We start from the raw sequence: 22,790 nt of genomic DNA, 5'->3' as shown, positions 1-22,790 counted from the left end.
TGATCGGCCGGGTCAGCGCACGTTTCCTGCGTCGTCCGGGGCGGCGTGCGTCGCCCCGGCCTCCGGGGCCTCGGGCAGCAGATGCGACAGCACCATGTAGCTGATCGTCTTCCGGATGAACGGCTCCACCCGGATGCGCTCCAGGACCTCCTCGAAGTGCTCCACATCGACGGCCCGCACGTGCAGCAGCGCGTCCGCGCCGCCGGTCACCGTCATCGCCGCGGTGATCTCCGGATGGTTGCGGACCACCTCCGCGAGCCGCCTGGGGGGCGCCGCGCCCTCGCAGTACACCTCCACGTAGGCCTCCGTGCGCCAGCCGAGCGCCGCGGGCTTCACCGTGGCCGTGAAGCCGGTGATCACCCCCGTCTCGCGCAGCCGGTCGACCCGGCGCTTGACCGCCGTCGCGGACAGTCCGATCGCCGCGCCGATCTCCGCGAAACTCGTCCGGGCATTGGCCATCAGGGCTGTGATGATCTTGCGATCGAGCTCGTCGAACATCGCGGGCTTGCTGTTCATGGCCGCACTGTATCCAGCGGCGGCCACCGGCCGGCCGGGGACGACGGCCGTGTCCGGCACATGTCCAGTCGTGCGATTGGCTCCTACACTCCACTCTCATGCTGCGCGCGCTCGCCGTCGACGACGAACAACCCTCCCTCGAAGAGCTGCTGTATCTGCTCAACGCCGATCCCCGGGTCGCCGGCGCCGAGGGAGCGAGCGACGCGACCGAGGCGCTGCGCCGGATCAACCGGGCCCTCCAGTCGGGCCCCGGCGGACCCGAGGCCATCGACGTCGTCTTCCTCGACATCCACATGCCCGGCCTGGACGGGCTCGACCTGGCCCGGCTGCTCGGCGGGTTCGCGCAGCCGCCGCTCGTCGTGTTCGTCACCGCCCACGAGGGATTCGCCGTGCAGGCCTTCGAACTCAAGGCCGTCGACTACGTCCTGAAGCCCGTACGCCGCGAACGGCTCGCCGAGGCCGTCCGCAGGGCCGCCCAACTCCGGGACACCGCACCCCTCATCCCCGTCCACGAGCCCGACCCCGACCACATATCCGTCGAACTCGGCGGAGTCACACGCTTCGTGGCCGTCGAGGACATCACCCACGTGGAGGCCCACGGCGACTACGCCCGGCTGCACACCGCTCAGGGCAGCCACCTGGTGCGCATCCCGCTGTCCACCCTCGAGGAACGCTGGCGCTCCCGCGGCTTCGTCCGCATCCACCGGCGCCACCTGGTCGCCCTGCGCCACATCGGCGAACTCCGCCTGGACGCGGGCACGGTGAGTGTCCTCGTCGACTCCGTCGAACTCCAGGTCAGCCGCCGGCACACCCGCCAACTGCGCGATCTGCTGCTGCGCCGGACCACGAGCTGAGGAGCACCCGCGTGCCGCAGGACCCCACCGAACGCCGCGTGGTCGTCACCGGAGTGCCCCGGCACACCCGCCGGACCTCCCCCTACTACCGCCCGAGGACCGAGATCGACGAACAGACCACCCTTGGGCACACCTACGTGCGCTCCCTGATGCGCAGTCAACTCCGGGCGGCCTGCCTCACGTTCGCCGTCCTGGTCCTGCTCGTCGGACCGCTGCCGCTGGTCTTCGCCGCGATGCCGGACGGAGCCACCCTGGAATGGGCCGTCCTAGGCTTCTGCCTGTATCCGCCGTTGGTGCTGCTGGCCCGCTGGTACGTACGGCGGGCGGAACGCAACGAGAAGGACCTCGTGCGCCTGGTCGAGGACCGCTGAACCGTGAACGAGAACTACTCGGTCCCCGCCGTCGCCCTCGTCGTCCTCGCGACCGTCCTGGTCGGCGCGTTCGGGCTGCGCATCTCCCGGACCACCTCCGACTTCTACGTCGCCTCGCGCACCGTAGGCCCCCGGCTCAACGCGGCCGCGATCAGCGGCGAATACCTCTCCGCCGCCTCCTTCCTCGGCATCGCCGGCCTCGTGCTCGTCCAGGGTCCCGACATGCTCTGGTACCCGGTCGGCTACGCCGCCGGCTATCTCGTGCTGCTCCTCTTCGTCGCGGCGCCCCTGCGCCGCTCCGGCGCCTACACCCTGCCCGACTTCGCGGAGGCACGGCTCGGCTCCCAGGCCGTCAGGCGGCTCGCCGGGGCGTTCGTCGTCGGCGTCGGCTGGCTCTATCTGCTGCCCCAACTCCAGGGCGCGGGGCTGACGCTGGCCGTGGTGAGCGACGCGCCCGACTGGTTCGGCGGGGTGCTGGTCGCCGCTGTCGTGGTGGCCACGGTCGCCGCGGGCGGCATGCGCAGCATCACCTTCGTCCAGGCCTTCCAGTACTGGCTCAAGCTCACCGCCCTGCTCGTCCCCGCGCTCTTCCTGATCCTCGCCTGGCACTCCCACGGCGCCCCGCGCGACGCCTTCGAGGAACCACCGGCCTTCCGCGAACAGCGCCTCGTCCAGGTCGATTCCACGCTCGACCTGAAGCTGTCCCGGCCGCTCACCGTCACCGCGACGGGCACCGTCGACGGCAGGCGGTACGAGGGCACGCGCGTCCGGCTCCCGCGGGGCACCCACCGCGTCGACGGCGGCACCCGGCTGACCTTCGACCGGGGAACCCCGGTCCCGGCGGCCGAACGCGGCAGCACCGACGCCCTGTCCACCTCACCGGCCGCCGGCCGCGAGGAACGCCCGCTCTACGCCACGTACGGACTGATCCTCGCCACCTTCCTCGGCACGATGGGCCTGCCGCACGTCGTCGTCCGCTTCTACACCAGTCCCCACGGTGTCGCCGCCCGCCGCACCACCGTCGCCGTCCTCGGCCTCATCGGCGCCTTCTACCTCCTGCCGCCCGTCTACGGCGCGCTGGGCCGGCTGTACGCCCCCGAACTCAGCCTCACCGGCGACGCGGACGCCGCCGTCCTGCTGCTGCCCGACCGGATGATCGGCGGAGTCGGCGCGGACCTGCTCGGGGCGCTCGTCGCGGGCGGCGCCTTCGCCGCGTTCCTCTCGACGGCGTCCGGGCTCACCATGGCGGTCGCGGGCGTGCTCACCCAGGACGTCCTGCCCTCCCGCGGAGTACGGCACTTCCGGCTCGGCACCGTCCTGGCGATGGCCGTACCGCTCGCCGCGAGCGTGCTGGTGGGCGGGCTGCCCGTCGCCGACGCGGTGGGGCTCGCGTTCGCCGTGTCCGCGTCCTCCTTCTGCCCGCTGCTGGTCCTCGGCATCTGGTGGCGGCGACTCACCCCGCCCGGGGCGGCGGCCGGGATGCTCGTCGGCGGCGGCGCGGCACTCGTCGCCGTCGGCGCGACCATGGCCGGCTACCCGGGGACGGCGGGCACGCTGCGCGCTCTGCTCGCCTGGCCGGCGCTCTGGTCGGTGCCGCTCGGCTTCGTGACCATGGTGCTGGTGTCGCTGGCCACCGCCGCCCGCGTACCGCCCGGCACGGCGGCGATCCTCGCCCGCTTCCACCTCCCGGAGGAACTCACGGACGACCAGGTCCGCGCGGCGGTCGGCGCCCCGGCGGGCACGACCGCGGGCACGAAGGAGACCGGCGGGGTGGTGGGCGGGTGAGCGGGTTCGTCGCCGGGCTGTGCGTGGCCGTGCTCCCCCTGCTGGCGGCAGGGTTCTGGCTCGGCCGGCGTACCGCGCGGCCCGAGAGCCTCGGAGGACTCGGCACCCCGGTCGAGCACGCCACCTTCCAGACCCTGCACACCGCCTCGCTCGCCGCGCCCCCGCTCCGCGCCGGACTCACCGAGGAGACGGCCCGCCGGTCCGCCCGCCGGCTGCGCACCCTGCTCGGCACGGACGCCCTGTGCCTCACCGACCAGGAGACGGTCCTCGCCTGGGACGGCGTCGGCGCCCACCACCGCACCGAGGTCATGGAACGTCTCGCGGCCCCGCTGGAGACCGGCCGGGGCGAGGCCTTCCGGCTGACCTGCGACGAGCCCGACTGCCCGCTGCGCTGGGCCGTCGTGACCCCGCTCACCGTCGACGAACGGGTGCACGGAGCGCTCGTCGCCTGCGCGCCCCGCGAGTCCGCGGTCCTGGTGCGCGCCGCCGGTGAGGTCGCGCGCTGGGTCTCCGTCCAACTGGAACTGGCCGACCTCGACCGGTCCCGGACACGGCTGATCGAGGCGGAGATCAGGGCGCTCCGCGCGCAGATATCCCCGCACTTCATCTTCAACTCGCTCGCCGTGATCGCCTCGTTCGTCCGCACCGATCCGGAGCGCGCCCGCGAGCTCCTCCTGGAGTTCGCCGATTTCACCCGCTACTCGTTCCGCCGGCACGGCGACTTCACCACCCTCGCCGACGAGCTGCACGCCATCGACCACTACCTGGCGCTCGTCCGGGCCCGCTTCGGCGACCGGCTGTCCGTCACCCTGCAGATCGCGCCCGAGGTGCTGCCGGTCGCGCTGCCCTTCCTCTGCCTCCAGCCCCTGGTGGAGAACGCCGTCAAACACGGTCTGGAGGGCAAGACCGACAAGAGCCACATCAGCATCACCGCGCAGGACGCCGGCGCGGAGGCGCTGGTGGTCATCGAGGACAACGGCGTCGGCATGGACCCCGAACGGCTGCGCCGCATCCTGTCGGGGGAGGTCGGCCCCTCCGGGGGGATCGGACTGTCCAACGTCGACGAACGGCTGCGTCAGGTGTACGGCGACGATCACGGCCTGGTCATCGAGACCGCCGTGGGGGCGGGAATGAGGATCACCGCCCGGCTCCCCAAATACCAGCCGGGCGTCCACTCGGCGACCCGCCGCCCGCGGCAGTGAGGCTTGCGGGGGCCCACCGGTGCGGCGGGCTCGCGGTCAGGTGCTGCGATCAGGTGCTGCGGGAGGCCACCATCCCCAGCGTGATCAGGCCGAGCACGACCCAGCCGAACCACAGCCAGCCGTTGCTGCCCAGCGCCACCGTGTAGGCCGTCACCACGACGAGCCCGCCCACGGTGAGCACCCCCATCGTCTTCGTCGAACCGGGCATCGCAGCACCCTCCTCGAGGCGGGTCCGCGACGCGGGCCGTGGCCTTTGGGGCCATTTTCACCCGGAGGGAGGCGCTTCGCCAGGGCCGTGCGCCCCCCGGGCCCCGGGCGCGGACCGTGACTCAGTGACTGCGGGCGTTCAGCGAGGCCAGATAGGCGTTGTAGGCCTCGAGCTCCTTGTCGCCGTCCCGGTCCGCGGCGCGGTCCAGGCGCCGGGCCTGGCGCTGCTCGGAGTTGTACCACTGGAAGAGCAGCGCGAGCAGGACGAGGACGGAGGGGATCTCGCTGAACGCCCAGGCGATCCCGCCGGCGGCGGTCTGGTCGGCGAGCGCGTCGAGGCCCAGGGAGGCGGGCGGGTTCTTGTACGACTCGACCATCGGCCCCGAGGCCATCATCAGGGAGATGCCGAAGAACGCGTGGAACGGCATTCCCGCGAACAGCTCCAGCATCCGCATCAGATGGCCCGGACGGTGCGGGCCCGGGTCCACGCCCATGATCGGCCAGAAGAAGAACAGGCCGACGAGGAGGAAGTGGCACATCATCACGATGTGGCCCGCGGTGGAGCCCATCAGGAAGTCGAAGAGAGGGGAGAAGTACAGCCCGTACAGGCTCGCGATGAACATCGGGATCGTGAACGCGGGGTGCGTGACGATCTTCATGTACCGGCTGTGCAGGAACATCAGCAGCAGTTCGCGCGGGCCCTTGGAGCCGCGCTTCGCCGCCACCGGCAGCGCGCGCAGCGCCAGCGTGATCGGTGCCCCGAGCAGGAGCAGGATCGGCGACAGCATGCTGATCACCATGTGCTGGACCATGTGCACGCTGAACATGACCATGCCGTAGTCGTTCAGCCGGGTGCACATGACGAGCATGACCGTCAGCACGCCGGTCACGAAGGCGGCCGTACGGCCCCACGACCAGGCGTCGCCGCGCCGGGCCAGCCGGACGACTCCCCAGCCGTACAGTCCGAGCCCGAGCAGGCACGCGACGAGGAAGAACGGGTCCGCGGACCACTCGAGCCCCCGCCCCAGCGTGAACGGCGGCAGATCCATGGTCATGCCGTGCCCGCTGTGATCCATCCGCCGGCTCCTGTTTCTGGGGATATCTCCCGGACCTTTTACGGCACTGGGGGAGGTTGTGCGCTGTCTGTCCGCACCAGAGTAGAACCGCCCCCGGCCGCGACCGCGACCGGGGGCGGTTCCGACGGCGTACGGCTCAGAGCACGCACTCCGCCTCGGCGTAGCGCTCGTCCGGAACCGTCTTCAGGGTCTCGACGGCCTCCGCGAGCGACACCATCACGATGTCGGTGCCGCGCAGCGCGGTCATCATCCCGAACTCGCCCCGGTGCACGGCCTCCACGGCGTGCCACCCGAACCGGGTCGCGAGCACGCGGTCGTACGCGGTCGGGGTTCCGCCGCGCTGCACGTGTCCGAGGATGACGGGCCGGGCCTCCTTGCCGAGCCGCTCCTCCAGCTCGATGGAGAGCTGCCGGGCGATGCCCGCGAAGCGCTCGTGCCCGTAGATGTCCTTGCCGCCCTCGTCGTAGCGCATCGAGCCCTCGCGGGGCTTCGCGCCCTCGGCGGCGACCACGATGGCGAACCGCTTGCCCGCCTCGAACCGCTCGCCGACCCGCGCGGCCAGCTCCTCGATGTCGAAGGGGCGCTCCGGTACGACGATGGCGTGGGCGCCCGCGGCCATGCCGGAGTGCAGCGCGATCCAGCCGGTGTGGCGGCCCATGACCTCCACGATCAGGACGCGCTGGTGGGACTCGGCGGTGGTCTTGAGACGGTCGAGGGCCTCGGTCGCGACACCGACGGCCGTGTCGAAGCCGAAGGTGACGTCCGTGACCGCGATGTCGTTGTCGATGGTCTTCGGCACACCGACGATCGGCAGGCCGCCGTCCGACAGCAGACGGGCCGCCTTCAGCGTGCCCTCGCCGCCGATCGGGATGATCGCGTCGAGCCCGAGGTCCGCGACGTGGCCCTTGGCCCGCTCCACGCCGTCACGCAGATGCGCGGGCTGGACCCGGGAGGAGCCGAGCATGGTGCCGCCGCGAGCGAGGATGCCGCTCACCGCGTCGAGGTCGAGCTTGAGGTAGTCGCACTCCAGAAGACCCTTCCAGCCGTCCCGGAAGCCGATGACCTCGTCGCCGTGGTCGACGACGGCACGGTGTACGACCGACCGGATGACGGCGTTCAGGCCGGGGCAGTCGCCGCCGGACGTGAGGACACCAATGCGCATAGCCCGAAATACCTTCTCAACGTGGTCCGGGGACCGGACCACGTTGTCCGGCGAGGATCGGCGCCAGCCTACCGGCGCGAGGGGCCCGCGCCCTACTGTGCGTCCGCCTGCTGGACGCACCCGCTCACCTGTGCGGATGCCGTTTCAGACGGGCTCCGGGCGGGGCCCCACGAGGCCCTCGCGCCAAGGTGAAACGGTTCCTCTTTGTGTTTCCCGAGACGACGGAATCCGTTCTTCCCTGGGAAACGCGAAGAGGAACCGTTCCTCCTTGAGAAACGGTTCCTCTGACCCGCGGAGGCGGGCCGGCCCTACGCGGGCTGCTGGGCGGACGCGATGCGCTCGGAGCGCAGCGCCTCGTACCAGCGGTCGTCGGTCGGCGGCAGCGCGTTGACGTCGAGGGCCAGCTTCAGCAGCAGGTCCGCGATCTGCGGGTTGCGGGCGAGGACGGGCCCGTGCATGTACGTACCGAACACGGTGTCGTTGTACGCGCCCTCGGTGCCGTCTCCCGTGCCGTTGCCCTTGCCGAGCCGCACGTTCGCGAACGGGCGGGCGGTGGGTCCGAGGTGGGTGACGCCCTGGTGGTTCTCGAAGCCGGTGAGCTGGGGCAGGCCGAGCCGCGGGTCGATGTCCGCGAGGACGTCGCCGACGCACCGCTCGCCCTCACCGCGCACCGAGACCACGTCGAGCAGGCCGAGGCCCGGCTCGCGCTGGCCGAGGTCGTTGATGAACTCGTGCCCGAGGATCTGGTAGCCGGCGCAGACGGAGAACACGATCGCGCCGTTGCCGACCGCGCGCTCCAGACCGCCGTCGCGGCGCAGCCGCTCCGCGGCGAGCCGCTGCGGCCGGTCCTCGCCGCCGCCGATGAGGTAGATGTCGCCGGAGGTCGGGACCGGCTGGTCGCTGCGCACGTCGACGCGGGCCACGTCGAGGCCGCGCTGACGCGCCCGGCGCTCCACGACGAGGGCGTTGCCCTGGTCGCCGTAGGTGCTCAGCAGGTCCGGGTAGATCCACACCAGGCGCAGGCTGTTGTCAGTCATTCTCTTCGTCCTCCGTGGCTCAGTTGCCGACACGACGCCTCAAGTCCTGGAACGCGGTGTAGTTCGCGATGACCTCGATGCGTCCGGGCGGTGCCATCTGCACGGCCTGGTCGAGGGTGTCGCAGACCTGGAACTGCTGGTTGGCGACTTCGAGGCGGACAGCGAGGTCGAGCTTGCGGTCGCCGAGGACGAAGATCGGGTGTCCGGTCAGGCGGGTGTAGTCGACGTCCCACAGCCAGGAGGTGTCGGTGCCGTCGGCGCCGCGCGCGTTCACCGACAGGATGACCGGGGTCGGCGGCGGGTCGATCAGGGAGAAGGTCTCCAGCCAGCCCGCGGGGTTCTTGGCGAGCAGCAGACGCAGATCGCGCTCCATGAACTGGACCACGTCGTAGCGTCCGGCCACCGCCTGCACCTGGTACATGCGCTCCAGGGCGACCTGCGGCGGAACCCCGAAGACGGCGGCCACGGCGGCCGACGAGGCGGCGTTCGCCTTGTTGGCGCGGCCGGGGAGCTGGAGGTGGATCGGCCACGCGGAACCGTGCGGGTCGAGAACGTGGTCACCGGACAGTGCCCAGGTCGGCGTCGGACGGCGGAAGCCGCACTCGCCGCAGAACCAGTCGTCGCCGGGGCGCTGCATCACGCCACCGCACGACGGGCAGGACCAGGCGTCTTCCTTCCACATCTGGCCGGCCGCCACCCACATGACGTTCGGCGAGGAGGACGCGGCCCAGACGACCAGCGGGTCGTCCGCGTTGGCGACGACGACGGCTTTGGAACCGGCCAGCCCCTCGCGCCAGTGCTCGGCCATCATCCGGGTCTCGGCGGCACGGTCGAGCTGGTCGCGCGAGAGGTTCAGCAGCGCGATGCACTTCGGGTCGGTGTCACGGGCGACACCGGCGAGGTACTTCTCGTCGACCTCGATGACCGCGAACTTGGCGTCCGAGCCGCCGGCCAGCGCCGAGGTGATGCCCGCGGGCATGTTGGCGCCGAGCGCGTTGGACACGACCGGACCCGCGGCGCGCAGCGCCTCCGCGATCAGCCGGGTCGTCGTGGTCTTGCCGTTGGTCGCCGACACCAGGATCACGTCCAGGTGCGTGGCGAGCCGCGCCAGCAGGTCGGGGTCGAGCTTGAGCGCCACCCGGCCGCCGATCACCGATCCGCTGCCGCGTCCGGCGGCTCGCGAGACGGCTGCCGCCGCCTTGCCCGCCGTCACGGCCAGCTTGGCCCGCGGCGACAGCGGGTCCGAGTTGCCTGACATCGTTTCTCGATCCTCCTTGCGTACGCGCCGCGCCCCTGCCCCCGGCACATGTGGGGGTCAGCCTATCGAGATCCACTCACGGGCCCGAATCGCGGCACCACCTCGGTGCCGGCGCGACATGCGCGCGCCTACCAGGACCGTACCCTTGCCGCCATGCGACACGGTTCCATCCCCGGCACGCGCGGGCGCGTCCGGCCCCTCATCCTGCTAGGTGACCCCGTCCTGCGTACAGCCTGCGAGGACGTCACGGATTTCGGCCCCCAACTCGCGGAGCTCGTCGAGGACATGTTCGCGACGATGTACGCCGCCGAGGGCGTCGGGCTCGCCGCGAACCAGATCGGCGTCGGTCTGCGGGTCTTCGTGTACGACTGCCCGGACGACGACGATGTCCGTCATGTCGGGCATGTGGTGAACCCTCGTCTCGTCGAGGCGGACGGGGTGGTCCTGCGCGGACCGGAGGGCTGTCTCTCGCTGCCGGGTCTGGAGGCCGGGACCGAGCGGTACGACCACGCGGTCGTCGAGGGCCGTACGGTCACCGGTGAGCCGGTCACCGTGCACGGCACCGGCTGGTTCGCCCGCTGTCTCCAGCACGAGTGCGACCACCTCGACGGCGGGGTGTACGCGGACCGGGTCACCGGATGGCGCCGGCGGCGCCTGCTGCGCCAGGTGGAACGGGCCTCCTGGAGCGGCTGAGGGCCGACCGGGGCCGCCGGCCGCCTCCGGCGGTCGGTGCCCCTCGCCTGACGGGATGTCCGGGTGAACCCCGGTCAGAAACCCGGGCCGCCGACCCGGTCGCCGGCCGCCGCGAGACGGCCCCACAGCAGGTCGGCCAGGCTGCGCACCAACTCGGCGCGCGTGCACGGTCGTTCGCCGAGCCACCAGTCCCCGGCCGCGTGCATCATGCCGACGATGCCGTGGCCCCACACTCGTGCCAGTTGCTGGCTGCCCGGTCCGAGGTCCACCCGTTCCTCGATGACCTCGGCCAGTTCCTCGCCCATGCGGCGCAGCACCGGCGCGGAGTTCCGGCCCACGTCGAAGCCGGCGTCGCCGGGCTGGCCGCCCTCCGCCGGATGCATCAGGAACCGGTAGACCTGCGGCCGCGCCTCGATGGCGGCCAAGTACGTATCGAGCGTCGCCTCGACGCGCTCACGCCTTTCGGCCGGGGCGTCCAGTGCCGCCCGCAGCGCTCCGAGGAGCGCGTCCGTGTGCCGCTTGGCGAGAGCGGCGTAGAGGCCGCCCTTGTCGCCGAAGTGGCGGTACAGGATGGGCTTCGTGATGCCGGCCTCGGCCGCGATGGCGTTCATGGAGGCCCCGGGGCCGTCGCGGAGCACCACTCTGTCGGCGGCTTCCAGCAGCTCGCGCCGGCGGCGGTCGGCGGACCTCTGCTGATCGGTCCGCTGTGTGGTGTCCATGTGCTCTCCCCACCCGTGGTGATTCGGTGACGCCTGCGCAAACTAACACTGATCGTCGTATGGGTATCGAACGGGATGCCGAGCAGGGCTCGGGAGTTGACTTTTCCTACTAGCCAGTAACACACTCCAGTTACCGCAAGTAACAGTTTAGTGCAGCGCTGGAGGGGACATGGCCGAGTTCACCATGGAGCTCAACGACGAACAGAAGGAGGTCCGGGACTGGCTGCACGGCTTCGCCGCCGATGTGATCCGCCCCGCGGCCGCCGAATGGGACGAGCGCGAAGAGACTCCCTGGCCGGTCATCCAGGAAGCCGCGAAGGTCGGCATCTACTCCCTGGACTTCTACGCCCAGCAGTACTTCGACGCCACCGGACTCGGCATACCCATGGCGATGGAGGAGCTGTTCTGGGGCGACGCGGGCATCGCGCTGTCCATCGTCGGCACCGGCCTCGCCGCCGTGGGCGTCCTCGCCAACGGCACCGAGGAGCAGATCGGCACCTGGATCCCCCAGATGTACGGCGACGCCAACGATGTCAAGGTCGCCGCCTTCTGCTCCTCCGAGCCCGACGCCGGCTCCGACGTCGCCTCGATGCGCACGCGCGCCGTCTACGACGAGGCCAAGGACGAGTGGGTCCTGAACGGCACGAAGACCTGGGCGACCAACGGCGGTATCGCCAACGTCCACGTCGTCGTCGCGGTCGTCGACGCGGAACTCGGCTCCAAGGGCCACGCCTCCTTCATCGTGCCGCCCGGCACGCCCGGCCTGTCCCAGGGCCAGAAGTTCAAGAAGCACGGCATCCGCGCCTCGCACACCGCCGAGGTCGTCCTGGAGAACGTCCGGATCCCCGGATCCTGCCTGCTCGGCAGCAAGGAGAAGCTCGACGAGCGCCTGGCCCGTGCCCGGGAGCGCGCCAGGGCGGGTGGCGGCGAGCGGGTGAAGAACGCCGCGATGGCCACCTTCGAGGCCTCCCGTCCGGCCGTCGGCGCCATGGCGGTGGGCACCGCGCGGGCCGCGTACGAGGTCGCCCTCGACTACGCGAAGACGCGCGAGCAGTTCGGCCGCCCGATCATCGACAACCAGGGCGTCGCCTTCCAGCTCGCCGACATGCGCACCTCGATCGACGCGGCGCGGCTGCTCGTCTGGCGGGCGTCCTGGATGGCGGTCAACGGCAAGCAGTTCACCGCGGCCGAGGGCTCGATGTCGAAGCTGTTCGCCAGCGAGACGGCCAAGAAGGTCACGGGTCAGGCGATCCAGATCCTGGGCGGCAACGGTTACACGCGTGAGTACCCGGTGGAGCGGATGCACCGCGACGCAGCTATTTACACGATCTTCGAGGGCACCAGCGAGATCCAGCGCCTCGTGATCGCCCGCACCCTGTCCGGGATGCCGATCCGCTGACACCACCGCACGGCCCGGGGCCGTTCCGATGACGGGACGCCGGTGACCACCGGCGTCCCGGGCGTCCGCGGGGTCTCGACGGCGAGCGCGGCCGCGCCGCCTCGGCGCACGGTCGTCACCCCACCGGACCTGGCACGTCGCGTCGCAGCGCGATGAATCGGGGGTGACCGTGCACTCTGGTCGCGGGGGCTCGGAGTCAGCCGGACCGAAGGAGCGTGCGATGACGCGGACGGCCAGGGAACTGCTGGAGGGCGTCACCGGGAAACTCGCCCCCGACCCCCATGCCAACCGGCTGCTCCCGCTGATCGCCCGGGGTGCCGCCCAGCTCGACACGCTCGCCGCGCTGGCCCTGGAACAGCGCCACGTGGTCGCGGCCGATCACCGCGCGTTCGTTCATCTGGCCGAACGCTCGGCGGCCGGTACGCCGACGTCGGCGGCCGACCCGGCGAGCGCCGCCTTCTTCGGGATGCTCGCCGAGGGCGAGGCGGTGGCCGGGGACCGGCTCGGCGCGTTCGCCGCCGCGGTGGGAGCCGACGAGACACGGGCGGCGGAGTACGAACCGCTCGCCGACTGCCAGGCCTATCCCGCGTACGTCGCCTGGCTCGCCCTGAACGGGGAGCCGACCGACGTGGTCCTCGCGCTCGGCGCCAGCTTCGCCGCGTGGGGCGGCTACTGCGAGACCATCACCGAGGCCCTGCGCCGTCACTACGGCTTCGACGACGAGGTCTGCGGCTTCTTCGACTTCTTCGCCGAGCCGGCGCCCGAGCTGGAGAGCAAGGCATTGGACGCCGTGCAGGCCGGTATCGACGCCGATCGGATCTCCCTGGACGACGTCCTGCGCCACGGGCGGCTGCTCCAGGCCTACGAGGAGAAGTTCTGGCACGCCCTGTGGGAGCAGGACCAGCGAGTCGCCTGAGACGGCCGGAACGGCGTCCCGTGCCGGGACGCCGTCCGTGGTCTCGCTTCGGCCGTCGCCGACGTTCAGCGTCCGGTCGGGCCGCTGCTGTGCGCGATGCAGGCCACGTCGATCCGGTCGGCCAGCTTGGCCAGTTCGATCGTGAGCGCGGCCACCGTGTCCTCGTCGAGACCGTCCTGGCCGGCCTCCACCAGATGCAGCCACCGGCCGCCCACCGTGCGCAACAGCTTGCTGACGTCGGCGGCCGCCACCTGCAACGTGCCGCGGTCGTCGACGATCAGAGGGAGGGTCACTTCGCGGTTCACACGAGGGATCGTAGCTGCGGAACGCTCACGCTCCGTGCCATACGGTGGTGATGTTGCAGAACTCGCGGATTCCGTGCCCCGACAGTTCACGCCCGTAGCCGGACCGCTTCTCCCCGCCGAACGGGAACGCCGGGTGCGAGGCCGTCATCCCGTTGACGAACACCCCGCCCGCCTCGGAATCACGTACGAAACGCTCCACCTCGGCCGCGTCACGGGTCCACAGGCTCGAGCTCAGCCCGAACGGGGTGTCGTTGGCGAGGGCCACCGCCTCGTCCAGGTCGGCGGCCCGGTACAGCGTGGCGACCGGCCCGAACGTCTCCTCCTGGTGGATGCGCATGTCGGGCGTGATGTCGGTGAGCACGGTCGGCAGGTAGTACCAGCCGCCGGCGAAACCGTCGGGGCGCTCGCCGCCGCACAGCACCGTCGCCCCGTTCTCGACCGCGTCGTCGACGAGCTCCTCCAGGTCGGCCCGGCCCTGCTCGGTCGACAGCGGACCGATCTCGGTGTCCTCCTCCAGCGGATCGCCGACCGTGAGGGCCCGCATACCCGCCGTGAACCGCTCCGCGAAGGCGTCGAACACGTCGGCGTGCACGATGAACCGCTTGGCGGCGATGCACGACTGTCCGTTGTTCTGCGCACGCGCGGTGACGGCGATCGTCGCGGCGCGCTCGACGTCGGCGGACGGCATCACGACGTACGGGTCGCTGCCGCCCAGCTCCAGCACCGTCTTCTTCACCTCGTCCCCGGCGACCGAGGCGACCGCCCGGCCGGCCGGTTCGCTGCCGGTGAGAGTGGCGGCCCTGACGCGCGGGTCGCGCAGGACGCCCTCGACCGCCCCCGAGCCGATCAGCAGCGTCTGGAAGCAGCCCTCCGGGAAGCCCGCGCGACGGAACAGGTCCTCCAGGTACAGAGCCGTCTGCGGCACGTTCGAGGCGTGCTTGAGCAGTCCCACGTTGCCCGCCATCAGCGCGGGCGCGGCGAAGCGGACCACCTGCCAGAGCGGGAAGTTCCACGGCATCACGGCGAGCACGGGACCGAGCGGACGGTAGCGCGCGAGGACCCGGGATGCCCCGGAGTCCGCGGCGTCGGCGGGGGCCGCCAGCTCGTCGGCGAGCAGATCCTCGGCGTGGTCGGCGTACCAGCGCATCGCCTTGGCGCACTTGGCGGCCTCCGCCCGGGCCTGCTTGACCGGCTTGCCCATCTCGGTGGTCATCACCCGGCCGATGTCCGCCAGGTCGTCGTCCAGGAGAGCGGCCGCGCGGTGCATGAGCCGCGCCCGCTCGGCGAACGGGGTGGTGCGATACGTACGGAACGTGGCCTCGGCGGCGGCGAGCCTGCGCTCGATCTCCTCGGCGCCGAGGGCGTCGTACGTCTTGAGCGTCTCGCCGTTCGCCGGGTTCACCGTCGCGATGGGCATGGCCGACCTCCTGAAGACTGGCTGTTCCCCGACCCTCCCGCGCGGTGCGGTACGGCGCAACGCGGGCGGGCCCCCGAGGTGAGCCGACGCTCCTGGCCGAACGCCGGCTCTCAGTGCGAGTGCTCAGCGAGCCGGTCGAGAAACACGGTCTGCGCCGTCACGAGCAAAGTCCGCGCCCGCTCCGGGCTCATCCACTCCACCCGGTCGAGCTCGGGGAACTCCTGGTGCCGCCCCGATTTCGGGGGCCACTCCATCGTGAACGTGCCGGGGACCATGGCCGCCGGATCGAGATCCGCCTCGATCGCCCAGGCGGTGACCACCTTGCCGTTCGTCTGGGTGACCTCGCCGAGGGCGATCGCCTCGCCGTCGGGCGGAGGCAGCCCGAGCTCCTCCCGGAACTCGCGGCGGGCGGCGTCCCAGGCCGTCTCGTCGGGCTCGTACTCACCCTTGGGGAGGGTCCAGGCCCCGGCGTCCCGCCGCGCGAAGAACGGGCCGCCCATATGGCCGACCAATACCTCCACGCCTTGCTCGGTGTACCGGAACAACAGCAGTCCCGCGCTCCGCTTCCCGTGCTGCCCCGCGCTCATCGCGTCACTTCCGGGTGGGCCGCCAGCAGGGTGTCCACGGTGTCGGCCTCGGCCGCCCGTTTGTCCTCGCGATAGCGCACGACCCGGGCGAAGCGGAGGGTGACACCGGCCGGGTAGCGGGTGGACCGCTGGAGTCCGTCGTACGCGATCTCGACGACGAGTTCGGGCCGTACGGTCACCACGTGGCCGTCGTCCGAGACGGCCAGCTCCCGGAACCGTTCGGTCTGCCAGGTGAGCATCGCGTCGGTCATGCCCTTGAACGTCTTGCCGAGCATGACGAAGGAGCCGTCGGCGCCGCGGGCCCCCAGGTGCAGGTTCGAGAGCTTGCCGGTGCGCCGCCCGTGACCCCATTCGGCCGCGAGGACCACCAGGTCGAGGGTGTGCACGGGTTTGACCTTGAGCCAGGCGGCACCGCGCCGGCCCGCGCTGTACGGGGCGTCGAGGGCCTTCACCACGACGCCCTCGTGCCCCCGGGCCAGGGTGTCGGCGAGAAACGTCTCCGCCCGCTCGATGTCGTCCGGCCCCGGCACGAGCGTCCGCCGCACGCGCATCGGCTCGGGAACCAGCCGGGCCAGTTCCGCGTGCCGCTCGGTGAACGGCAGATCCAGCAGGTCCCGCCCGTCGACCGAGAGCGCGTCGAAGAAGACGGGGGAGACGGGCACGGTCTCCGCGGCCGCCGCCACGTCCACGCGGGACCCCACCCGGGCGGCGGTCTCCTGGAAGGACCGCGGCCGGCCCCGGTCGTCCAGCGCGATCACCTCGCCGTCCAGGATGAACCGCTCGCCCCGCAACTCCATTGCGGCGGCGGTCAGTTCGGGAAGCCGGCCGGTGATGTCGTCGAGCGTACGGGTGTAGACGCGGACGTCCTCGCCGTCCCGGTGGAGCTGCACCCGGATGCCGTCCAGCTTCTCCTCCACCACGCAGGCGCCGAGCTTGCCGACCGCCTCCGGGACGGAGGAGGCGGAGTGCGCCAGCATGGGGAGCACCGGTCGGCCGACCGTGAGCCGGAAGCCGACCAGGGCCCCCGGACCGTCCGCCAGGAGGGCCCGCGCCACCGCCCGTAGCGAACCCGCCAGCATCACCGCCCGCCGTACGTCCTCGGCGGGCGCGCCGGTCGCCTCCGCGAGGCCCTCGACCGCGAGCGCGTCCAGCGCGCCCTGACGGACCTCGCCGGTGAGCAGCCCGAACAGGAAGCGCTGTTCCTCCTCCGTGGCCGCCGCCATCAACTCGCCCACCAGACGGGTCCGTTCGGCCTGCGAACCGGTGCCGGAGACCTCGCCGAGCGCGGTGATCCGGGCGTCCACCTCGCGCACGGTGAGGGTGGGTTCGGCGGCGGGGGAGACCGGCGCGCTCAGCACCTTCCAGCCGACGCCGATGCGGCCCTGCGGCAGCCGGCCCGCCAGATACGGGATCACGATCGGCGCGTCGTCCGCCTCGGCGTCCCGGAACAGCTCCGCGAGCAGAGCGGTCTTCCGGGACCGCGCCGAGGTGGCGGCGACCTCCTGGGACACATGGGCGAGCCGGCTCAGCAGCATGCAGCCATCGTGCAACGCGAGCGCCCGCTTCACACCCGTAGGGGAAGCGGAACGTACGCCCGGGCGGCGTGTTTCGGCCCTGCGGCGGCGTGCCCGCCGGGTGGCGGGTCCGGCGTGTGCGGCTGTGCCCCCCGACGCGGGACTCCGTCGTGTCCGGCTGTGCCGCGGGTGGCGGGTGGCGGGTCTCGGTCGTGTCCGGCTGTGCCCCCCGGGGTGCGGGTTCCGGGGTGTGCGGCCGTGCCGGGGACGTGCCTCCGCCGTGCCCGGGTGCGCCCGCGGGGGGCGGGTACCCCTGTCCGCGCGTCCCCCGGGTGGCGGGTCTCAGGCCGGTCCCGGTCTGCCACCGGGTGGCGGTCTCAGGCTCCTCCGCGCGCGATCGCCGCGTCGAGGTCGGCGAAGAGGAGTTCTCCGTTGAGCGTGGCCGCGGCGCGGTATCCGCCGCTCGCCGCGTTCACCACCTGTTCCGCGAAGCCGGCGGCGTTGCCGGCCGCCCAGACGCCGGGCACGCTGGTCAGCCCGGTCGGGTCGACGACCGGGTAGCTGCCGAACGGCGTCTCCCGCAGGTCCGCGCCCAGCCGCTCCAGCAGGCCGGTCCGCGGCACCGGGCGCGGCGCCACGAACAGCGCCGAGCGGTCGTGCGTGGTCCCGTCCGCGAGACGTACGCCGGTCAGCCGGTCCCCGGCGACCACCAGCTCCGCGACCTCGCCGGGCACCACGGCGACCCCCGCCGCAGCGAGCCGGCGCAGGTCCTCGTCGGAGAGCTCGTCCTCGGTCACCGTGTGCAGGAAGAGGGTGACGTCCTTCGACCACTGGCCGACCATCAGCGCCTGGTGCACGCTCAGCGGCGTCGTGGCCAGCACGCCGAAGGCCTGGTCGCGGACCTCCCAGCCGTGGCAGTACGGGCAGTGCAGCACGTCCCGCCCGAAGCGCTCGGCGACGCCGGGCACCGACGGCATCTCGTCCGCCAGGCCCGTCGTGACGATCAGCCGGCGCGCGTGGATCGTCTCCCCGGACCCGACCGTGACGTCGAACTCCCCGGCGCCGTCCCGGACGACGTCCGTCACCCGGCCCCGGACGATCTCCACGCCGTAGCCCTCGACCTCCCGCCGCCCCTCGGCGAGGAACTCGGCGGGCGGCATGCCGTCGCGGGTCAGGTAGCCCTGCATGTGCGCCGCGGGCGCGTTGCGCGGCTCGCCCTCGTCGACGACGAGCGTGCGGCGCCGTGCCCGGCCGAGGACCAGGGCCGCGGAGAGCCCCGCCGTGCCGCCGCCCACGACGACCACCTCGTACGTCCCGGACGATGCTCCGGCTGTTGCCTCGGTCGCTGTCCCGGTCATTGCCTCGGTCATTGCCTCGGTCATGGTGACCACCTCCACGGAGAAGGTCGCCCCGAACCCACCGGATTGACAAATGACTTTGCCGATTCTGCAATAGGGGGATGAGTGAGGCGGCCCGTGCGGGCGAGAGTGACGGTGGCGGGCGCGGGGTGACCGGCGACGCGGCGACGGACGAGGTGCTCGCCGAGGTGGGTCCGCGGCTGCGCCGGATCAGGAAGGAGCGCGGGGCGACCCTCGCGGGGCTGTCCGAGGCCACCGGCATCTCGGTGAGCACGCTCTCGCGCCTGGAGTCCGGCCTGCGCAAGCCCAGCCTGGAGCTGCTGCTGCCCATCGCGCGGGCCCATCAGGTCGCCCTGGACGAACTGGTCGGCGCCCCGCCGGTCGGCGACCCCCGGGTGCGCGCCGAGCCGCTCGTGCGCCATGGCCGCACGTACTGGCCGCTGACCCGCCAGCCCGGCGGACTCCAGGCCTACAAGGTGCTCGAACCGAAGCGCACGGCGGAGCCCGATCCGCGCACCCACGAGGGCTACGAATGGCTGTACGTGCTCTCGGGGCGATTGCGGGTGGTCCTCGGTGAACACGACGTCGTGATGGAGGCCGGCGAGGCGGCGGAGTTCGACACCCGCGTGCCGCACTGGTTCGGCTCGACGGGGGAGGGGCCCGCGGAGTTCCTGAGCCTGTTCGGACCGCAGGGGGAGCGGATGCACGTGCGGGCGCGGCCCAAGGCCCGGTCCGAGGAGCGGTGACGGCGGACGGCGGGGCGGCAGGGGAAGGGGCGTCCCGGGCGTCGAGGCGACGGCGGGCGAGTGTCCCGGGCTGCCGGGCGGCGCAGCGGGGGTCGAGGGCGGCGGAGCAGGGGTCGAGGGCGGCGGGTGCCCGGCTTGGTGAAGACGTGGGGCGTCCGCTGTTCCCAGGGCGGCAAGCGACCGCTTAGTATGCGAAGGACCCCGGTCAGCCGACACAGCCCCCCTGGAGGCCCCGCATGCAGGCATGGCAAGTGCACCAGAACGGCGAGCCCGCAGAGGCGATGCGCCTCCTGGAGGTGGATCGGCCGACGCCCGGTGACGGCCAGGTCCTGCTCAGGGTGCGCGCCGCGAACATCAACTTCCCGGACGCGCTGATGTGCCGCGGCCACTACCAGGTCAGGCCGCCGCTGCCGTTCACGCCGGGTGTGGAGATCTGCGGCGAGACCGAGGACGGCCGCCGGGTGATCGCCAACCCCGCGCTGCCGCACGGCGGCTTCGCCGAGTACGCGGTCGCTGACGCCGCCGCCCTGCTGCCGGCGCCCGACGCCCTCGACGACGCCGAGGCCGCCGCCCTGCACATCGGCTACCAGACCGGCTGGTTCGGCCTGCACCGCCGGGCCCGCCTGGAGGCCGGCGAGACGCTGCTCGTCCACGCGGCCGCCGGAGGCGTCGGCAGCGCGGCCGTGCAGCTCGGCAAAGCGGCGGGCGCCCGGGTCATCGGTGTCGTGGGCGGCGCCGACAAGGTGGCCGTGGCCCGTGAACTGGGCTGCGACGTCGTCGTCGACCGGCGTTCCGAGGACGTGATCGGCGCCGTCAAGGAGGCGACCGGCGGACGCGGCGCGGACGTGATCTACGACCCGGTGGGCGGCGAGGCCTACACCCAGTCCACGAAGGTCGTCGCCTTCGAGGGCCGGATCGTGGTCGTCGGATTCGCGAGCGGCTCGATCCCGAGCCCCGCGCTGAACCACGCCCTCGTCAAGAACTACGGCGTGCTCGGCCTGCACTGGGGCCTGTACAACACCAAGAACCCGAAGCTCGTCCTGCACTGCCACGAGCAGCTCACCGAGCTGGCCGCACGGGGCGCGATCAAGCCGCTGGTGAGCGAGCGGGTGCCGCTGAGCGGGGCCGCCGCCGCCGTGCAGCGGGTCGCCGACGGAGTCACCACCGGGCGGATCGCCGTGGTGCCCACACTGGAGAACGGAGCCGCCGCATGACCGACGCAGCCGAACTGCGCCGCCGCACCCAGGAGTTGCTGGCCGCGTACCCGCCCGGGGAAACGGACCGGCTGGACTTCCTCGGGGCCCGCTTCGACGCCGGCCTCGCCTGGGTGCACTACCCCGAGGGCCTCGGCGGACTCGGCGCCCCACGCCGCCTCCAGGCCGTCGTGGACGCCGAACTCGCGGCCGCGGGCGCACCCGACAACGACCCCCGGCGGATCGGCATCGGCCTCGGCATGGCCGCCCCGACCATCCTCGGCTTCGGTACCGAGGAGCAGAAGCGGCGCTTCCTGCGGCCCCTGTGGGTCGGCGAGGAGGTGTGGTGCCAGCTCTTCAGCGAGCCCGGCGCGGGTTCGGACCTCGCCGCGCTCGGCACCCGCGCGGTCCGCACGGACGGCGAGGAGGGCGAGTGGGTCGTCAACGGGCAGAAGGTGTGGACCTCCAGCGCCCACCTCGCCCGCTGGGCCATCCTCATCGCCCGCACGGACCCGGACGTGCCCAAGCACCGGGGCATCACCTACTTCATCTGCGACATGACCGACCCGGGCGTCGACGTGCGCCCGCTGCGCCAGATCACCGGCGAGGCCGAGTTCAACGAGGTCTTCCTCACCGACGTCCGCATCCCCGACGCGCACCGCCTCGGTGAGGTCGGCGACGGCTGGCGGGTCGCGCAGACCACCCTGATGAACGAGCGCGTCTCCATCGGCGGCATGCGCATCCCGCGCGAGGGCGGCATGATCGGGCCGGTCGCGAAGACCTGGCGCGAGCGGCCCGAACTGCGCACCCACGACACGCACCAGCGGCTGCTGAGGCTGTGGGTCGACTCCGAGGTCGCCCGGCTCTCCGGCGAACGGCTGCGCCAGCAGCTCGCCCAGGGCCAGCCCGGCCACGAGGGATCCGGCATGAAGCTCGGCTTCGCCCGGCTCAACCAGGAGATCAGCGGCCTCGAAGTCGAACTTCTCGGCGAGGAAGGCCTGTTGTACGAGGACTGGACGATGCGCCGGCCCGAACTCGTCGACTTCACCGGCCGGGACGCCGGATACCGCTACCTGCGCTCCAAGGGCAACAGCATCGAGGGCGGGACCAGCGAGGTCCTGCTGAACATCGTCGCCGAACGCGTCCTCGGCCTGCCGTCCGAGCCGCGCACCGACAAGGACGTCGCATGGAAGGACCTCGCCCGATGAGCCAGGTGAGCACCGAGCCCGATCTGCTCTACACCGAGGAGGAGGAGGCGCTGCGCGCCGCCGTCCGCGACCTCCTCACCGACCGCTGCGCCGCGGCGGACGTCATCACCCGCAGTGAGTCGGGCACTCCGCACGACGCCGAGCTGTGGAAGGCGCTGTCGGAGGGCATGGGTCTCGCGGGTCTCCTCGTGCCCGAGGACAGGGGCGGCCAGGGTGCCACGCACCGTGAGGCGGCCGTGGTCCTGGAGGAACTGGGCCGCGCGGTCGCTCCCGTCCCCTATCTGACGAGCGCCGTGGTCGCGACCGAGGCCCTGCTGGCCTGCGAGGGGCCGGCCGCGGCCGACCTGCTCGCCGAGCTCGCCTCCGGCCGGACCGTGGGCGCCCTGGCCGTCGCGCTGAACATCGGACCGGGCGCCGCCCACCAGGCCGTACGGCTGGAGAACGGTTCCCTGCACGGGGAGTTGACGGGCATCGCCGACGCGGCCGCCGCCGACGTCCTGCTCGTTCCGGCCGAGGACGGCGGGCTGTACGCCGTCGACGCGGACGCCGTCACGATCGTCGCGCAGGTCAGTCTCGACCAGACCCGTCCGCTCGCCCGGATCACCTTCGACTCCGCGCCCGCGCGGCTGCTCACCGCGGACGCGCCGGGTGCCGTACGGCGCGCGCTGCGGGCAGGGGCCGGACTGCTCGCCTCCGAGCAGCTCGGGCTCGCCGAGCACTCGTTGACGGAGACGGTCCGCTACCTCAAGGAGCGCAAGCAGTTCAACCGGCCGGTCGGCGGATTCCAGGCGCTCAAGCACCGGCTCGCCCAGGTGTGGCTGGAGGTCGTCAACACCCGTGCCGCCGCCCGGAACGCGGCCGACGCGCTGGCCACCGCGAGCGCTGACGGTGACATCGCCGTCGCCGTCGCCCAGGCGTACGCGGCGCCCGTCGCCGTGCACGCGGCGGAGGAGGCGCTCCAGCTCCACGGCGGCATCGGCATGACGTGGGAGCATCCGGCGCACCTCTACCTCAAGCGCGCCAAGGCCGACTCCATCGCCTACGGCACGGCGGGCGCGCACCGCGAGGTCCTGGCCGAACTGGTCGACCTGCGAGCGCCGTGACAGCGTCCACCCGCGAGCGCTCCGACAGAGCCGTCCCGCAAGCGCCCTGACACCGTCTCCGGAAGAGCCCGCCCCACCCGGGGCGGGCTCTTCCCGTGTGCCCCGCCGGGCAGCGGGCGGCGGCAGGGAACACCGGATCACGCCCTGCTCCGGTGAAGTGAACG

At 72.3% G+C, this 22,790-nt stretch carries 23 protein-coding genes; 11 read left to right on the top strand and 12 right to left on the bottom strand.

Features of this window, described 5'->3' with window-relative positions:
- Positions 1–12 precede the first annotated feature (12 nt).
- Entirely contained in the window at positions 13–516 is a 504-nt protein-coding gene (locus ACIQ7M_RS06235; protein WP_151470518.1) for an Lrp/AsnC family transcriptional regulator, read from the bottom strand.
- 98 nt (positions 517–614) lie between these two features.
- Here ACIQ7M_RS06235 and ACIQ7M_RS06230 point away from each other — a divergent pair, with 98 nt between their 5' ends.
- From ACIQ7M_RS06230 to ACIQ7M_RS06215, 4 genes are read left to right on the top strand one after another with little or no spacing between them, the layout of a single operon-like run.
- The gene (locus tag ACIQ7M_RS06230; RefSeq protein ID WP_403640298.1) at positions 615–1,370 is read left to right on the top strand and encodes a LytR/AlgR family response regulator transcription factor; all 756 of its coding nucleotides are present in this window, start codon (positions 615–617) and stop codon (positions 1,368–1,370) included.
- An 11-nt stretch (positions 1,371–1,381) separates the two neighbouring features.
- Positions 1,382–1,741 carry a hypothetical protein gene (locus ACIQ7M_RS06225; protein ID WP_403640295.1) on the top strand — a complete coding sequence of 120 codons (360 nt, stop codon included), beginning with the start codon at positions 1,382–1,384 and terminating at the stop codon, positions 1,739–1,741.
- Between the two features lie 3 nt (positions 1,742–1,744).
- A complete protein-coding gene (locus tag ACIQ7M_RS06220) occupies positions 1,745–3,526 on the top strand; it encodes a cation acetate symporter (RefSeq protein WP_403640292.1) in 1,782 nt (593 codons plus the stop codon).
- Positions 3,523–4,728, top strand: a complete 1,206-nt coding sequence (locus ACIQ7M_RS06215; RefSeq protein WP_403640289.1) for a sensor histidine kinase — start codon at positions 3,523–3,525, stop codon at positions 4,726–4,728. Before ACIQ7M_RS06220 ends, ACIQ7M_RS06215 begins: the two co-directional genes overlap by 4 nt.
- A gap of 49 nt (positions 4,729–4,777) precedes the next feature.
- On the opposite strand, the gene ACIQ7M_RS06210 is transcribed toward ACIQ7M_RS06215, so the two are convergent.
- From ACIQ7M_RS06210 to ACIQ7M_RS06190, 5 genes are all read right to left on the bottom strand, one after another.
- On the bottom strand, positions 4,778–4,936 hold the full coding sequence (locus ACIQ7M_RS06210; protein WP_355773678.1) for a hypothetical protein: 159 nt from the start codon (positions 4,934–4,936) through the stop codon (positions 4,778–4,780).
- 121 nt (positions 4,937–5,057) lie between these two features.
- Positions 5,058–6,011 (bottom strand): cytochrome c oxidase assembly protein, encoded by a 954-nt coding sequence (locus ACIQ7M_RS06205; protein WP_386981228.1) that lies wholly within the window; start codon positions 6,009–6,011, stop codon positions 5,058–5,060.
- 136 nt (positions 6,012–6,147) lie between these two features.
- Complete coding sequence (locus ACIQ7M_RS06200; RefSeq protein WP_339127949.1) at positions 6,148–7,173, bottom strand: 6-phosphofructokinase; 1,026 nt, start codon at positions 7,171–7,173, stop codon at positions 6,148–6,150.
- A gap of 308 nt (positions 7,174–7,481) precedes the next feature.
- Positions 7,482–8,210, bottom strand: a complete 729-nt coding sequence (locus ACIQ7M_RS06195) for a glutamine amidotransferase (protein WP_355773674.1) — start codon at positions 8,208–8,210, stop codon at positions 7,482–7,484.
- 19 nt (positions 8,211–8,229) lie between these two features.
- Entirely contained in the window at positions 8,230–9,468 is a 1,239-nt protein-coding gene (locus tag ACIQ7M_RS06190) for a MurT ligase domain-containing protein (protein WP_339127947.1), read from the bottom strand.
- Positions 9,469–9,621: 153 nt separating this feature from the next.
- Here ACIQ7M_RS06190 and def point away from each other — a divergent pair, with 153 nt between their 5' ends.
- The gene (gene def / locus ACIQ7M_RS06185) at positions 9,622–10,161 is read left to right on the top strand and encodes a peptide deformylase (protein ID WP_386981225.1); all 540 of its coding nucleotides are present in this window, start codon (positions 9,622–9,624) and stop codon (positions 10,159–10,161) included.
- A gap of 74 nt (positions 10,162–10,235) precedes the next feature.
- Here def and ACIQ7M_RS06180 read toward each other — a convergent pair whose 3' ends face one another.
- Positions 10,236–10,880, bottom strand: coding sequence for a TetR family transcriptional regulator (locus ACIQ7M_RS06180; RefSeq protein ID WP_355775933.1), 645 nt, complete (start codon positions 10,878–10,880; stop codon positions 10,236–10,238).
- A gap of 169 nt (positions 10,881–11,049) precedes the next feature.
- On the opposite strand from ACIQ7M_RS06180, the gene ACIQ7M_RS06175 reads away from it, so the two are divergent.
- Complete coding sequence (locus tag ACIQ7M_RS06175; RefSeq protein WP_403640282.1) at positions 11,050–12,279, top strand: acyl-CoA dehydrogenase family protein; 1,230 nt, start codon at positions 11,050–11,052, stop codon at positions 12,277–12,279.
- Positions 12,280–12,499: 220 nt separating this feature from the next.
- Positions 12,500–13,195, top strand: a complete 696-nt coding sequence (locus ACIQ7M_RS06170) for a transcriptional regulator (protein ID WP_403640279.1) — start codon at positions 12,500–12,502, stop codon at positions 13,193–13,195.
- Positions 13,196–13,260: 65 nt separating this feature from the next.
- Here the strand turns inward: ACIQ7M_RS06170 and ACIQ7M_RS06165 are convergent, their stop codons facing one another.
- The 5 genes from ACIQ7M_RS06165 to ACIQ7M_RS06145 all read right to left on the bottom strand — a co-directional run bounded on the left by ACIQ7M_RS06165 (position 13,261) and on the right by ACIQ7M_RS06145 (position 18,388).
- A complete protein-coding gene (locus tag ACIQ7M_RS06165; RefSeq protein WP_326789160.1) occupies positions 13,261–13,500 on the bottom strand; it encodes a DUF6213 family protein in 240 nt (79 codons plus the stop codon).
- A 25-nt stretch (positions 13,501–13,525) separates the two neighbouring features.
- The gene (locus ACIQ7M_RS06160; protein WP_403640275.1) at positions 13,526–14,917 is read right to left on the bottom strand and encodes an NADP-dependent succinic semialdehyde dehydrogenase; all 1,392 of its coding nucleotides are present in this window, start codon (positions 14,915–14,917) and stop codon (positions 13,526–13,528) included.
- Positions 14,918–15,027: 110 nt separating this feature from the next.
- Complete coding sequence (locus ACIQ7M_RS06155) at positions 15,028–15,504, bottom strand: NUDIX domain-containing protein (RefSeq protein WP_403640272.1); 477 nt, start codon at positions 15,502–15,504, stop codon at positions 15,028–15,030.
- Positions 15,501–17,039, bottom strand: coding sequence for an ATP-dependent DNA ligase (locus ACIQ7M_RS06150; RefSeq protein ID WP_403640269.1), 1,539 nt, complete (start codon positions 17,037–17,039; stop codon positions 15,501–15,503). Before ACIQ7M_RS06150 ends, ACIQ7M_RS06155 begins: the two co-directional genes overlap by 4 nt.
- Positions 17,040–17,395: 356 nt before the next feature.
- Positions 17,396–18,388 carry an NAD(P)/FAD-dependent oxidoreductase gene (locus ACIQ7M_RS06145; RefSeq protein ID WP_389837551.1) on the bottom strand — a complete coding sequence of 331 codons (993 nt, stop codon included), beginning with the start codon at positions 18,386–18,388 and terminating at the stop codon, positions 17,396–17,398.
- Between the two features lie 89 nt (positions 18,389–18,477).
- Here ACIQ7M_RS06145 and ACIQ7M_RS06140 point away from each other — a divergent pair, with 89 nt between their 5' ends.
- The 4 genes from ACIQ7M_RS06140 to ACIQ7M_RS06125 all read left to right on the top strand — a co-directional run bounded on the left by ACIQ7M_RS06140 (position 18,478) and on the right by ACIQ7M_RS06125 (position 22,626).
- A complete protein-coding gene (locus tag ACIQ7M_RS06140) occupies positions 18,478–19,122 on the top strand; it encodes an XRE family transcriptional regulator (RefSeq protein WP_355772368.1) in 645 nt (214 codons plus the stop codon).
- 236 nt (positions 19,123–19,358) lie between these two features.
- On the top strand, positions 19,359–20,336 hold the full coding sequence (locus tag ACIQ7M_RS06135) for an NADPH:quinone oxidoreductase family protein (RefSeq protein WP_355772371.1): 978 nt from the start codon (positions 19,359–19,361) through the stop codon (positions 20,334–20,336).
- Positions 20,333–21,523 carry an acyl-CoA dehydrogenase family protein gene (locus ACIQ7M_RS06130; RefSeq protein WP_403640265.1) on the top strand — a complete coding sequence of 397 codons (1,191 nt, stop codon included), beginning with the start codon at positions 20,333–20,335 and terminating at the stop codon, positions 21,521–21,523. The genes ACIQ7M_RS06135 and ACIQ7M_RS06130 overlap by 4 nt, the downstream gene beginning before the upstream one ends.
- Complete coding sequence (locus ACIQ7M_RS06125; RefSeq protein ID WP_403640262.1) at positions 21,520–22,626, top strand: acyl-CoA dehydrogenase family protein; 1,107 nt, start codon at positions 21,520–21,522, stop codon at positions 22,624–22,626. Before ACIQ7M_RS06130 ends, ACIQ7M_RS06125 begins: the two co-directional genes overlap by 4 nt.
- Positions 22,627–22,790: the final 164 nt, after the last annotated feature.

This window comes from Streptomyces sp. NPDC096324, assembly GCF_044763015.1.
In the GTDB taxonomy this organism is placed as follows: Bacteria; Actinomycetota; Actinomycetes; order Streptomycetales; family Streptomycetaceae; genus Streptomyces.
This window is presented reverse-complemented; position numbering and strand designations above follow the sequence as displayed.

Bases quoted from the DNA above. Each gene is read 5' to 3' on its own strand.
- ACIQ7M_RS06130 (WP_403640265.1), top strand. From the start codon at position 20,333: ATGACCGACGCAGCCGAACTGCGCCGCCGCACCCAGGAGTTGCTGGCC.
- ACIQ7M_RS06210 (WP_355773678.1), bottom strand. From the start codon at position 4,936: ATGCCCGGTTCGACGAAGACGATGGGGGTGCTCACCGTGGGCGGGCTC.
- def (WP_386981225.1), top strand. From the start codon at position 9,622: ATGCGACACGGTTCCATCCCCGGCACGCGCGGGCGCGTCCGGCCCCTC.
- ACIQ7M_RS06170 (WP_403640279.1), top strand. From the start codon at position 12,500: ATGACGCGGACGGCCAGGGAACTGCTGGAGGGCGTCACCGGGAAACTC.
- ACIQ7M_RS06150 (WP_403640269.1), bottom strand. From the start codon at position 17,039: ATGCTGCTGAGCCGGCTCGCCCATGTGTCCCAGGAGGTCGCCGCCACC.
- ACIQ7M_RS06205 (WP_386981228.1), bottom strand. From the start codon at position 6,011: ATGGATCACAGCGGGCACGGCATGACCATGGATCTGCCGCCGTTCACG.
- ACIQ7M_RS06140 (WP_355772368.1), top strand. From the start codon at position 18,478: ATGAGTGAGGCGGCCCGTGCGGGCGAGAGTGACGGTGGCGGGCGCGGG.
- ACIQ7M_RS06160 (WP_403640275.1), bottom strand. From the start codon at position 14,917: ATGCCCATCGCGACGGTGAACCCGGCGAACGGCGAGACGCTCAAGACG.
- ACIQ7M_RS06235 (WP_151470518.1), bottom strand. From the start codon at position 516: ATGAACAGCAAGCCCGCGATGTTCGACGAGCTCGATCGCAAGATCATC.
- ACIQ7M_RS06145 (WP_389837551.1), bottom strand. From the start codon at position 18,388: ATGACCGAGGCAATGACCGGGACAGCGACCGAGGCAACAGCCGGAGCA.
- ACIQ7M_RS06155 (WP_403640272.1), bottom strand. From the start codon at position 15,504: ATGAGCGCGGGGCAGCACGGGAAGCGGAGCGCGGGACTGCTGTTGTTC.
- ACIQ7M_RS06135 (WP_355772371.1), top strand. From the start codon at position 19,359: ATGCAGGCATGGCAAGTGCACCAGAACGGCGAGCCCGCAGAGGCGATG.
- ACIQ7M_RS06125 (WP_403640262.1), top strand. From the start codon at position 21,520: ATGAGCCAGGTGAGCACCGAGCCCGATCTGCTCTACACCGAGGAGGAG.
- ACIQ7M_RS06175 (WP_403640282.1), top strand. From the start codon at position 11,050: ATGGCCGAGTTCACCATGGAGCTCAACGACGAACAGAAGGAGGTCCGG.
- ACIQ7M_RS06195 (WP_355773674.1), bottom strand. From the start codon at position 8,210: ATGACTGACAACAGCCTGCGCCTGGTGTGGATCTACCCGGACCTGCTG.
- ACIQ7M_RS06200 (WP_339127949.1), bottom strand. From the start codon at position 7,173: ATGCGCATTGGTGTCCTCACGTCCGGCGGCGACTGCCCCGGCCTGAAC.
- ACIQ7M_RS06180 (WP_355775933.1), bottom strand. From the start codon at position 10,880: ATGGACACCACACAGCGGACCGATCAGCAGAGGTCCGCCGACCGCCGC.
- ACIQ7M_RS06190 (WP_339127947.1), bottom strand. From the start codon at position 9,468: ATGTCAGGCAACTCGGACCCGCTGTCGCCGCGGGCCAAGCTGGCCGTG.
- ACIQ7M_RS06230 (WP_403640298.1), top strand. From the start codon at position 615: ATGCTGCGCGCGCTCGCCGTCGACGACGAACAACCCTCCCTCGAAGAG.